The following is an 11,756-nucleotide window of genomic DNA, read 5'->3' on the forward strand; positions in this document are numbered from 1 at the left end:
TCGATTTAGTGCTGGAGAAGGTTGGGAGGGGGCAGCAATGGCGGAGCGCGCAACCCTAACTCGCCCAATGAGGGCGGCTGAAAACGCTGGCTGCTTAGGTTGTTGGAGTTCGGGGTCAGCAGTTGTGCTTGCGGTGCAAGCAAATGCACATGCACATGCACTTCGCTGCCGTCATGTTCGTGTTCTAGCTCGTGGTTTTGTTCGAATGAGTTTTGACCGACCAGATTCAGCAAGTCGCTGATCATTTGATCGCCATGCAAATGCGGCGTTTCGCGGCCACCGTGCTCACTGTGTGACAGATGCACAGAGGCCACCGCGGTGTTGAACACCAGGTGTTGCAGCAGCAATGTCACAATCAGTAAAAAACGCATTTAAGCTCGGCAGGCTGAATAACAAGAACTCATAAGCTTGCCATTAAAGTCAGGTTGGGCGCGCGAGGCAAGCCCATTTACCCAATCTGACGCTGGCTTGTTTATGGCTCGCGTCGAAAGGGCAACAGGGTGGCGGCATCGTCTTGATAGCGCCTGACGTGCTCGGCCTCCTCTTGGCAAAAGTCGCCGACGGCGGCATGAAACTCAGGCTGGCGCAGCCAATGAGCGCTGTAGGTGAGGGTCGGTTCAAAGCCACGACTGATTTTGTGCTCGCCTTGGGTGCCGGGGTCAAAGCGCTGCAGTTTTTGTTCAATGCAAAACTCAATGCCTTGGTAATAGCAGGCTTCAAAGTGCAAGCCGCTGACCTCCTCCAGGCTGCCCCAATAGCGCCCGTATAAGGTGTCGTCATCGAACAGATACAGCGCATAGGCGATGCCTTCACCGCCTTTGCTGGCTTTGACCAGCAGCAGCTGTTCGCCCAGGGTTTGCCGCAGCTGCTGAAAGAAGGCTTCATTTAAATAGCCGCTGGAATGCCGTTTTAAATACGTCAGCTGGTAACAGCGAAAAAAGCGAGTGATGTCCTCTGGGCGAATGGCCTCACCACGAAGACGCTCAAGCTCCACTTGGGTGTGCACCTGTTGTCGTTCCTTGCGCACGTTTTTGCGCTTGCGACTGTTAAAGCGCTGTAGGAAATCATCAAAATCCTGGTAGCCGGCGTTGTGCCAATGAAACTGACAGCCCAGGCGCACATGGCAAGTTTCGGCGGCCATCAGTGCGTTAAGCTCGGGGCGGATAAAATTTAAATGCCAGCCCGACCACTGCTGTTGCTGGCACAGCTCAGACAACGCTTGAGTGGCTTGATGGATTTGTTCCGCGCTGGGTGGTTGCTCGCCGCTTAGCAGTCGTGGGCCATAGGAGGGTGTAAAAGGCGCGGCACACAAAAGTTTGGGGTAGTAGGCCAAGCCATGGCGCTCGTAGGCATCCGCCCAGCTCCAATCAAAGACGTATTCGCCGTAACTGTGCTGCTTGACGAAGCAGGGCAGCGCTAAATCACCTTCTTGGCTGAGAAGATACAGCGGTTGCCAGCCACTGTTGCCACCAATGCAGCCGTTGTCTTGCAGGGCGGCTAAAAACGCGTGGCTGAGAAACGGATAGCGGCTGCCTACCAGGGCTTGCCAGTCCGGCGCTGGGACTTTATGGATGTCGGTAAAAATACGAAAAAGTGCCATCTTTCAGTGATTTATGCGCGCTGCAGCCCTATTATGGGGGCGGAATTGAGAATCAGGAGATTGCATTATGTTCCGTCTGGATGAACGTCTACAAGCCGATACTGCCTGGGTCGGGCGACTGCCGTTGTGCCAGGTGCTGCTGATGAATGACGTGCGTTACCCTTGGGTGATTTTGGTGCCCGTGCGTACCGACGTATTTGAGGTGTACCACCTGTCTGAGCAAGACCGTATTCAACTGGCCAAAGAATCGGCGTTGGTCACCGAAAAACTCGCCGACCACTTTGCCGCTCGCTCAATGAATATTGGTGCCCTGGGCAACATCGTGCCGCAGCTGCATGTGCATCATGTGGTACGCAAAGAGGATGACCCGGCTTGGCCAGCACCCGTTTGGGGCCATAGCGCGCCACAGCCTTACGATGCTGAGCTGCTCGAGCAGCGTGTTGCTGAACTGAAGAGCTTGCTGGGCTCACACTTTGTTGAGGATGTTGAAGCCGCCGACGATGCGGCCAATAACGTTTACTGGTAATCGCTGAGGCTGTGGGGGAGTTATGCTGGTTTTTCGCCGCTACATGAACAATGCACTGCGCAACTTTAATTATTTGTTGGCCTGTGAGCACAGCCGCCAGGCCATTGCCTTGGACCCGCTGGACGGCGATGCCATGGTGGCCTTGGCGCAGCAGCACGATTTAACCATCAAGCTCATCATCAATACCCACGAGCATCACGACCATATTGAAGGCAACCCGGCGGTGCAAGCCGCCACCGGCGCGCCGGTGTGGGCGCATGAAAATGCCCGCATTCCTAATCAAGCCCATGGCATTAAGGCCGGCGACTGGATTGAACTGGGCACCATGCGTTTGCAGGCCCTGCATACGCCAGGGCATACACCCGTGCATCTGTGTTTGCTGGCGCCGGCCAGTGAATACGATGAGGTGCCGCTGTTGTTCTCTGGCGACACCTTATTTAATGCTTGTGCCGGCAACTGCAAAAACGGTGGCAATGTCGATGATATGTACGACTCTTTTGTGTCGCAACTGATGCCGCTGCCCGATGACACCTTGCTTTACCCAGGTCACGATTACATGAAAAACAATTTGGGTTTTGCGCTTGATCGCGAGCCTGAAAACACCATGGCGGCGTACTGGCAAGATCAAGTGGCTCTGCTGGGTGAAGACGACATGCCGGTGATGACGTTAGGGCAGGAGCGTGAGTACAACCCGTTTTTGCGGCTGCATGCCGATGCCATGCGTCAGCGGCTGCGTGAGCAGTTTCCTGATTTAGGCGACAGTGATCGCGATGTGTTTAAGGCGCTGCGTCGGCTGCGCGATCAGTGGTAGTTGGCTTGCCGTGGGCCAGTAAGCACTCTGCGATCGCATTGGCCCATAAATCATAACCATTGGCGTTGGGGTGGTAGCCATCGCTGGCCATCCATTGGGGTTGCAACGCCATAACAAAGGGCTGGTGCAGCCAGTCGTGTTGCTGAGCCAGAGTTTGTAAGCTTTGATCCAGTTGCCAGGCGCGCAGGCCTAACCACCAGTTAAGCGGTTTCGGCAGGGCCGGGAAGTGTTGCATCGGCGGTACCTGCGTCACGACCACATGCTGACAGTCCACTCGTTCCACCATGGCTTGCAAGTGTGCCTCCCAATTTGAGCGTCGGGTAAAGCCAGTGGTGTCGTTGACACCGAGAGTAACGATCAGCACATCCGCGCTCATTGGCTTAGGCAGTTTGGCCAGCAGTTGCGCCGCTGTGGTGCCGTTTTCGGCGATGGTGCGCCAGCGTATTTGCCGCCAGGTGTTTGGTTTAAGGCGTTGTAGATGGCACGCCAGTTGCGCAGTCAGCCCTTGTTGGATGTCATCGACACCGACTCCGGCGACGGTGCTTTCTCCTAGGTGCAACAGGTTCAATGTCGCGCTGCCATCGCCTAAAGCGCTGCCGTCACAGTCACCGCCGCTGGCGGCTAAGCGCGGTGTGTCGCGACGCACCCGTCGTCCTTGTGCCATGACCCAGGGCAGGGTGGGCAATAACGCGACATAACCCAAGTAGCTTAACCAGTGTTTCATAGCAGCTCGCTGATGCGTTGTTGCAGCCGCGGTATGACCTCTTGTTCAAACCAAGGATGGCGTTTTAGCCATAATTGATTGCGCGGCGATGGATGTGGCAGGGGGATTTTATCTGGCCACTGCTGTAAATGGCGCAGTGCATCGACCCTTGCGGTTAAGGTGTCAGGCTGGCTGGCTAAATAATGGCGCTGAGCATATTGGCCAATCAGCAGTGTTAACTGGATATTCGGCAGTTGTCTAAGTATGGGTGCATGCCAGTTGGCAGCGCATTCTGGACGCGGGGGCAGGTCGCCACTTTTGCCTTTACCTGGGTAGCAAAATCCCATTGGCACAATGGCAAAATGTTCGGGGTTATAAAAAACGCGGTCGTCGACATTTAACCAGCGACGTAAACGCTGGCCGCTGGCATCGTTCCAGGGAATGCCGGTGTCGTGGACCTTTTTGCCAGGTGCTTGGCCAATAATCAGGATGCGTGCAGTGCCCTGAATTAGAAGCTCGCATGCTTTCAGCGGGCCATTCCAGTTCTCTGGCAAGACGTGGCTCACAGGCAATGGTGGTTCCATTGGCAAGAGGCAGAACGAAGTCAGAGGGCTTGAAGGGCGCGCCCTACGGGAACGAATGGAAAGCCCCATTGCGGCGTTGCTGCTCTTGAAAAGATCCTGATATTTCCTGCGAACAGCACCTTGCACTAGCGCTTTCCATTCGCTCTGAAAATATACGAACTTCTGATTCAGGGCACGAGAGTGAGCTACCACCACGGGTCTTGGCCCGTGGGGTAAGCATGGCGCACATATGCGACATTGGCGGACTTGCTGCAGCAACTGCGCTAATGATTGCGGCGGGTTGAATGGCAAGCCCGACATGGTGACTAGGAGTTACAGTGCCATGTCCTTGAGCTTTTTCAGAGGGGTCACTTTCACCTTGGTTGATGCTGGCTTGGCAGCAACGTCCATGGTCTCACCTGGGCGGAACGGGTTAGGTACGCCTTTACGGGCTTTTTGCGCCGGTTTTTTAACCGTTTTGATTTTCAGCAAGCCTGGCAGTGTGAACTCACCTACAGCGCGCTTTTTGATATGACGTTCGATGACGATGCCGAGTTCATCCAGCACTGCGGCCACATCTTTACGGCTCAGGCCAGTGTTGTCAGCAATTTCGTTTAGCAGTTGGGTCTTGGTGTATTTTTCACGAACGGCCGTGATTTTACGCGCGGTCATGGAAGATATCCTTTGTTATTAGCGGGCGTTGTTGACGGTTTTTGTTGATTGGGAGCGATTGTAGGGCTTGTTATGCCTGGTTGAACAGGCCCCAAACACGTTGTTTGTAGCTAAACACGGCGTTGTCGGCAAGTGGTGATGCCTGGTGTTGGTTGAATAATCACGCGGGTTGTTGCGATTGCTCGCATCCTTGTGCGATTGGGCTGTCAGGTCAGGGCGGTCTTCCGCTATAATGCCCCACTTTTGCCGCGCCGCTAGGCGCAGGCAAGGTACCGCTGGCGTTACCATCGCCAGGCCGGTGAAGATTCACAGATTGTTACTAGGGATGCGGGACCAACCATGCGCACGCACTATTGTGGTGATATTAACGAAACACTGATCGACCAAACCGTCACCTTCTGTGGCTGGGTTCATCGTCGCCGTGACCACGGTGGCGTTATTTTCTTGGACGTTCGCGATCGCGAAGGTCTGGTTCAGGTGGTATTCGACCCAGATACGGTCGATGCCTTTAATACCGCCGACAGCGTGCGCTCTGAATTTGTGGTGCAAATCACCGGTCGTGTGCGTGGTCGTCCGGAAGGCACCACCAATGACAATATGAAAACCGGCAAAATCGAAGTGCTGGGCAAAGAAATTAATATTGTTAATAAAGCAGCTACGCCACCGTTCCCTCTCGACGGCTACACCGACGTGGGCGAAGACATTCGTCTGAAATATCGCTACATGGATATGCGTCGTCCGGAGATGCAAGAAAAACTGCGCTTCCGCTCTAAGGTGACTTCGCACATTCGTCGCTATTTGGAAGACAACGGCTTTTTGGACATTGAAACGCCGATTCTGACCCGTGCCACACCCGAAGGGGCACGTGACTACTTGGTGCCAAGTCGTACTCACGAAGGTTCGTTTTTTGCGCTGCCGCAATCACCACAGCTGTTTAAGCAGCTGCTGATGGTGTCTGGTTTTGACCGTTATTATCAGATCGCCAAATGCTTCCGTGACGAAGACCTGCGCGCTGATCGTCAGCCTGAATTTACCCAAATCGATATCGAAGCGTCGTTTATCGACGAAGAGCAAATCATGGCGCTGACCCAGGGCATGATCTGCGAAATCTTTGAAAAAGAGCTGAATGTACAGCTGGGTGAATTCCCACGCATGCCTTACCGCGAGGCAATGGAAAAATACGGTTCAGATAAGCCTGACCTGCGTATTCCGCTGCAGTTGGTGGACGTGGCTGAGTTCCTGCAAGACATCGAATTTAAAGTGTTTGCCGGCCCTGCCAAAGATCCAAAAGGTCGTGTCGCTGCTCTGCGCGTACCGGGTGGTGCTGAAATTAGCCGTAAGCAAATCGACGACTACACCAAGTTTGTCGGCATTTACGGTGCTAAAGGTTTGGCCTGGATTAAGGTCAACGAGATTGAAAAAGGTGTTGAAGGCCTGCAGTCACCGATCATTAAGTTCATTGGTGAAGAAAACACCATGAGCATTATGAACAAGCTGGGTGCAGAAAACGGCGATATCATCTTCTTTGGTGCTGATAAAGAAGTGATTGTGAACGAAGCGCTGGGCGCGCTGCGTTGCAAGCTGGGTGAAGATTTAAATCTGTACACCTGCGACTGGGCGCCATTGTGGGTGGTCGACTTCCCCATGTTCGAAGAAACCAAAGACGGTGGCATTACCGCCATTCACCACCCATTTACCGCGCCAAGCTGCTCGCCAGAAGAGCTGAAAGCCGAGCCAACCAAAGCGCTGTCACGTGCCTACGATATGGTGCTGAACGGCTGTGAGCTGGGCGGTGGTTCGATTCGTATTCACGAGCAGTCAATGCAAGAAACGGTATTTGACGTCCTCGGTATCAGCGAGGAAGAGCAGCAAGAGAAGTTCGGCTTCCTGCTCGATGCTCTGAAATACGGCGCTCCTGTGCACGGTGGTTTGGCCTTTGGCCTCGACCGTCTGGTGATGTTGCTGACCGGCGCTAACTCGATTCGTGAAGTGATTGCCTTCCCGAAAACTCAGTCGGCGGCCTGTGTGATGACAGAAGCACCAGGCCAAGTCGGCAATGCCCAGTTGCGTGAGTTGCATATTAAGCTGCGTGATAAGCCGAAGGCTGAATAATCTCGTAGTAAATATCTGAAAGACTCGGTGCCCAGCAGGGCACCGTCTTACCAGTCTTTTTTCGTATATTTCATTTCCTTTTATATCTCCTAAAAGTCTAAAAAATACTTTGTTATTCAGTGACTCAATAACTGATGAGCGCTGCATGCATATGATGCAAGGTATTGTTTTTAAGTAGTTTTCCTCCTTGTTCAGCCTCGCTGAGCAGTGTCCTTTTATTTCTTTGTCTTTCATGACACTTCTTTAGATAACGTTTCGTTCTATGACTATTTGAGCAAGCCGGCTTGAGCCAGTGAGATTGTCTGGTCTTAACTGTCAGTCACAACAAATAATAAAACGCTCTCAGTCTGTTGGTTGAGGTTGAGAGCCATCCTGCTTGCAGGGGGTGCTTATGCGATCTGTCGTTGGGCTGCTGACCATTTGGCTATTATGGCCATTGGGAGTGGCTGCCAAGGAAGGAGAGGGCGTCGACTACGGGTCGCGCTGGAACATGACCACGGGGGTAACGGAGCTCAGCCGCGAAGTACATTCCCTTCATATGATTATCTTCGCCATTTGTGTCGCCATTGCGGTGGTCGTATTCGGCGTCATGTTTTGGTCACTGATTCGCTATCGCCGCAGCCAAAACAAAAAATCGGCGCACTTTCATGAAAGTACCGCAGTCGAAATACTGTGGACGGCGATTCCCGTTGTTATTTTGGTGGCGATGGCGGTGCCAGCCACCGCGACACTCAAAAAAATTTACGACGCCAGTGAGTCGGAAGTGGATGTGTTGGTCACGGGTTACCAGTGGCGTTGGCGCTATGAATATTTAAATGAAGGCGTGTCGTTTTTTTCAAACTTATCGACGCCGGCTGAGCAAATCAAAAATCAGCAGCAAAAGTCAGATACTTATTTGCTCGAAGTCGATGAGCCTCTCGTGGTGCCCGTGGGCACAAAGGTCCGTTTTTTATTGACATCGAATGACGTGATTCACTCCTGGTGGGTGCCTGAACTGGCGGTTAAAAAAGACGCTGTACCCGGGTTTATAAACGAAAGTTGGACTCGCATTGAAGAGCCGGGCACTTACCGCGGTCAGTGTGCTGAGCTGTGCGGGCGCAACCATGCCTTTATGCCGGTTGAAGTGAAAGCGGTTAGCCAGGATGAATTTCAACAATTCTTGGCACAAAAACGTGCTCAGGCTGAGGCTGAAAAAGCCAGCGAAAGCAAGCAATGGAGTAAAGATGAGTTGATGGCCAAAGGCGAGCAGGTCTATGCCACTTATTGCTCAGCTTGCCACCAGCCACAAGGGCAAGGTTTGCCGCCGGCATTCCCGGCGCTGGCAGGCAATGCCAATATGATCGAAGCCAGTGGCTTGCAAGGGCACATCGAGCGAGTTTTATACGGCAAATCGGGTACAGCAATGCCAGGTTTTGCTGAAACCCTTTCAGCAGCGGACATTGCAGCCGTGGTGACCTATGAGCGCAATGCCTGGGGCAATGATGCCGGTGATGTTGTTCAACCTGAGACCATCAATACCATGCTGGGCGGGGAGAAATGAGTATGCAGATGCAAACGGAACACGCTCATGAGCCACCAAGGGGTTGGATGCGTTGGTTGCTGACCACCAATCATAAAGAAATCGGTAGCCTGTATTTGCTGTTTTCGCTGGCGATGTTGTTTGTTGGCGGCATTATGGCGTTGATTATCCGTGCTGAATTATTCCAGCCGGGTTTGCAGTTGATTCAGCCAGAATTCTTTAATCAGATGACTACTATGCATGGCTTGATCATGGTGTTTGGTGCCGTGATGCCAGCGTTTGTTGGGTTGGCCAACTGGATGATACCGCTGCAAATAGGCGCACCGGATATGGCGTTGCCGCGTTTGAATAATTTCAGCTTCTGGCTGTTGCCGATAGCGTTTGGTTTATTGTTGTCGACGTTATGGATGGAAGGCGGTGGCCCCAATTTTGGTTGGACGTTTTATGCACCACTTTCAACTACCTACGCGCCTCCGTCCACCAGTTTCTTTATTTTATCCATTCATATTGCCGGCATTAGCTCGATATTGGGTGCCATTAATATCATTGCCACCATTTTTAATATGCGCACGCCAGGTATGCGTTTGATGGATATGTCTCTGTTTGTCTGGACTTGGCTGATTACGGCATTTTTGCTGGTGGCTGTGATGCCGGTGTTGGCCGGTGTGGTGACCATGATGTTGTTGGATATTAACTTTGGCACCAGCTTTTTTAATGCCGCAGGTGGCGGTGACCCTGTGTTATTCCAGCACTTATTCTGGTTTTTTGGCCACCCAGAAGTGTACATCATGATCCTGCCGGCCTTTGGCATTGTCTCTTTGATTGTACCGACGTTTGCTCGTAAGCGTTTATTTGGTTATCGCTCCATGGTTTATGCCACGGCTTCTATTGCGATACTGTCGTTTACTGTGTGGGCGCACCATATGTTCACTGTCGGGTTGCCACTTGCTGCGCAGCTATTCTTTATGTACATGACCATGCTGATTGCTGTACCCACTGGGGTAAAAGTCTTCAACTGGATAGCCACTTTGTTCCGTGGGTCCATTAGCTTTGAAGTGCCTATGCTGTTCGCCTTGGCGTTTATAGTGCAGTTTACAATTGGTGGGCTGTCGGGTGTGATGCTGGCTATTGTTCCGGCGGATTATCAGTATCACGATACCTATTTTGTGGTGGCACATTTCCATTATGTGCTGGTGCCAGGCGCGCTTTTTGCCATCATTGCCGGTGTTTATTATTGGCTGCCGAAATGGACGGGGTTTTACCCCAGTGAAAGTCTTGGCAAGTTGCACTTCTGGCTATCTGTGATCGGGGTTAACCTGACTTTCTTCCCCATGCATTTCTCTGGCCTGGCGGGCATGCCACGCCGCATACCAGATTACGCTTTGCAGTTTGCCGACTTTAATATGGTGTCGTCTCTAGGGGCCTTTATTTTTGGTCTATCGCAGATACTGCTACTGATTGTGATTTATCGCTGTGTCAAAGGCGGCAAGCCTGCGCCAGCGAAACCATGGGAAGGTGCAGAAGGTTTAGAATGGACGGTGCCCAGCCCAGCGCCACTGCATACCTTTGAGCAGCCGCCCGTGTTTGATCCACAACGTGACTCGCCCAGTCGCGCGTGAGGTGAATCATGAGCGAGCAGCAGCGTGGAGTTCGTAAAACACTGTGGCAGTTATCTGGTCTGTTAGTGCTGATGGTGATCTTTACCATCGCCTTGGTGCCACTTTACGACGTATTTTGTGAAGTCACCGGTCTTAACGGTAAACCCAGAAGGGTCGATGATGCAGCCTTGCAGGCTGCTCTAAGTCGCTCTCAGCAAAGGCCGCTTCAGATGCAGTTCGTAACCCGAGTTGGGCAAGGTCTGCCGGTACAGTTTCGATCGCAGCAGGCAGCGCAGCGGCCGGTCGTCGGCGGTCGCAATCAAACGCATTTTACCTTTGAAAATCAGAGTGACACTGATTTGTTGGTGCGCACGGTCCCTAGTATCAGCCCACCTGAAGCCAGCCCTCATATTTTGAAAATCGAATGCTTCTGTTTTCAGGAAATGGTGCTGAAAGCGGGCGAGAAAAAACAGGTGGGCTTGATGTATTTAGTCGGGGCCAAGCTGCCTGATCATGTGGCTGCGGTCACCCTTTCGTATACGGTCTATCCGGTTGCTGACGCGCCGGCTGTGGCTGAGGAGGCATCTTTATGAGCGGTTCTTATTATGTACCAGCGGCCAGTCATTGGCCAATTGCTGCTGTGGTTGCCATTGCCTTGATGGCCGTGGGAGCTGGCAATGAGCTGGCCTATGGGCGCGGCGGCATGCTGCTGGTATTCGGTTTGCTCGGCATTATGTGGGTGATTTTTCACTGGTTTGCCGATGTCGTGCGTGAATCTCGGGCAGGCTTGTACGATGAGCAAATGGATCGCTCTTTTCGCCAAGGGATGGGCTGGTTTATTTTTTCTGAAGTCATGTTTTTTGCTGCTTTTTTTGGCACGCTGTTTTATGTGCGTGCTTTTGCTCTGCCTTGGTTGGACGGAGAAGGGGCTAAGGGCATTACCGCCTTATTGTGGCCAGATTTCACAGCAAGCTGGCCCTTGATGTCACCGCCATCGTCAGAAGTGAAGGGGCCAACGGGCACCGTCGACCCTTGGCATTTGCCGCTGATTAACACCGTGCTACTGATTAGTTCTAGTGTGACGCTGACCTTGGCGCATCATGCGCTGAAGGTTGATAAGCGCTTCACCTGCTTAAACTGGTTGGGTCTGACTCTGGTATTAGGTGCGGTGTTTCTGGTGGTACAGGGCATTGAATATGTAGAAGCCTACCAGCAGCTGGGGTTGACACTGCAGGCGGGTATTTATGGCGGAACTTTCTTTTTGCTCACTGGCTTTCACGGTATTCACGTTACCTTGGGCGCAATTATTTTGGCCGTGATGTGGCTACGGCTGATGAACGGGCACTTTTCCGGCCATCAGCATTTTGGTTTTGAGGCGGCGGCGTGGTATTGGCATTTTGTCGATGTGGTTTGGATCGGCCTGTTCTTATTTGTGTATGTTTTTTAAAAATTACAGCTGGCCGCTGCTAAAGCCATAAATAAGCGTTATCACCAGCAGCACAGCACAACCAATGCGCCATTTCAGCGAGGTTAACAGGCGCTTTGATTGACCATTGTCACGCAGTAAAAAGCCGGCGCCAGCCATTAGGCTGGCCAACATAATAAGGAATAAAACGGCGATGATGGCATGTAACAAAATATCGTCCTTTTTA

At 52.4% G+C, this 11,756-nt stretch carries 13 protein-coding genes; 7 read left to right on the forward strand and 6 right to left on the reverse strand.

Going from position 1 to position 11,756, the window contains the following annotated elements:
- Window positions 1-5: 5 nt before the first annotated feature.
- Both IE090_RS02705 and IE090_RS02710 read right to left on the reverse strand, forming a co-directional pair.
- Window positions 6-371 (reverse strand): hypothetical protein, encoded by a 366-nt coding sequence (locus IE090_RS02705; protein WP_189386789.1) that lies wholly within the window; start codon window positions 369-371, stop codon window positions 6-8.
- A gap of 101 nt (window positions 372-472) precedes the next feature.
- Entirely contained in the window at window positions 473-1,600 is a 1,128-nt protein-coding gene (locus IE090_RS02710; RefSeq protein ID WP_189386790.1) for a GNAT family N-acetyltransferase, read from the reverse strand.
- Between the two features lie 67 nt (window positions 1,601-1,667).
- On the opposite strand from IE090_RS02710, the gene IE090_RS02715 reads away from it, so the two are divergent.
- Together IE090_RS02715 and IE090_RS02720 are read left to right on the forward strand one after the other, a co-directional pair.
- Window positions 1,668-2,126: an HIT domain-containing protein gene (locus tag IE090_RS02715; RefSeq protein ID WP_189386791.1), complete on the forward strand. Its 459-nt coding sequence runs from the start codon at window positions 1,668-1,670 to the stop codon at window positions 2,124-2,126.
- Window positions 2,127-2,148: 22 nt separating this feature from the next.
- Window positions 2,149-2,937, forward strand: a complete 789-nt coding sequence (locus IE090_RS02720; RefSeq protein ID WP_189386792.1) for a hydroxyacylglutathione hydrolase — start codon at window positions 2,149-2,151, stop codon at window positions 2,935-2,937.
- Here the strand turns inward: IE090_RS02720 and IE090_RS02725 are convergent.
- From IE090_RS02725 to IE090_RS02735, 3 genes are all read right to left on the reverse strand, one after another.
- A complete protein-coding gene (locus tag IE090_RS02725) occupies window positions 2,903-3,661 on the reverse strand; it encodes an SGNH/GDSL hydrolase family protein (protein WP_189386793.1) in 759 nt (252 codons plus the stop codon). The two genes, IE090_RS02720 and IE090_RS02725, sit on opposite strands and share 35 nt — an antisense overlap.
- Window positions 3,658-4,206 carry a uracil-DNA glycosylase family protein gene (locus tag IE090_RS02730; RefSeq protein WP_229815382.1) on the reverse strand — a complete coding sequence of 183 codons (549 nt, stop codon included), beginning with the start codon at window positions 4,204-4,206 and terminating at the stop codon, window positions 3,658-3,660. Before IE090_RS02730 ends, IE090_RS02725 begins: the two co-directional genes overlap by 4 nt.
- Window positions 4,207-4,536: 330 nt before the next feature.
- Window positions 4,537-4,875: an HU family DNA-binding protein gene (locus IE090_RS02735; RefSeq protein ID WP_189386795.1), complete on the reverse strand. Its 339-nt coding sequence runs from the start codon at window positions 4,873-4,875 to the stop codon at window positions 4,537-4,539.
- Between the two features lie 339 nt (window positions 4,876-5,214).
- Between IE090_RS02735 and aspS the strand changes: the two genes are divergently transcribed.
- The 5 genes from aspS (at window position 5,215) to IE090_RS02760 (ending at window position 11,551) form a co-directional block, all read left to right on the forward strand.
- Window positions 5,215-6,987, forward strand: coding sequence for an aspartate--tRNA ligase (gene aspS / locus IE090_RS02740; RefSeq protein WP_189386796.1), 1,773 nt, complete (start codon window positions 5,215-5,217; stop codon window positions 6,985-6,987).
- A gap of 391 nt (window positions 6,988-7,378) precedes the next feature.
- Entirely contained in the window at window positions 7,379-8,527 is a 1,149-nt protein-coding gene (coxB, locus tag IE090_RS02745) for a cytochrome c oxidase subunit II (protein ID WP_189386797.1), read from the forward strand.
- Window positions 8,528-8,535: 8 nt separating this feature from the next.
- Window positions 8,536-10,125, forward strand: a complete 1,590-nt coding sequence (gene ctaD, locus IE090_RS02750; protein ID WP_229815384.1) for a cytochrome c oxidase subunit I — start codon at window positions 8,536-8,538, stop codon at window positions 10,123-10,125.
- Between the two features lie 71 nt (window positions 10,126-10,196).
- Window positions 10,197-10,697, forward strand: coding sequence for a cytochrome c oxidase assembly protein (locus tag IE090_RS02755; RefSeq protein WP_229815418.1), 501 nt, complete (start codon window positions 10,197-10,199; stop codon window positions 10,695-10,697).
- Window positions 10,694-11,551: a cytochrome c oxidase subunit 3 gene (locus tag IE090_RS02760; protein WP_189386799.1), complete on the forward strand. Its 858-nt coding sequence runs from the start codon at window positions 10,694-10,696 to the stop codon at window positions 11,549-11,551. Before IE090_RS02755 ends, IE090_RS02760 begins: the two co-directional genes overlap by 4 nt.
- Window positions 11,552-11,554: 3 nt before the next feature.
- On the opposite strand, the gene IE090_RS02765 is transcribed toward IE090_RS02760, so the two are convergent.
- Complete coding sequence (locus tag IE090_RS02765) at window positions 11,555-11,740, reverse strand: DUF2909 domain-containing protein (protein WP_308428478.1); 186 nt, start codon at window positions 11,738-11,740, stop codon at window positions 11,555-11,557.
- Window positions 11,741-11,756: the final 16 nt, after the last annotated feature.

The organism is Bacterioplanes sanyensis (genome assembly GCF_014652515.1).
GTDB lineage: Bacteria > Pseudomonadota > Gammaproteobacteria > Pseudomonadales > Oceanobacteraceae > Bacterioplanes > Bacterioplanes sanyensis.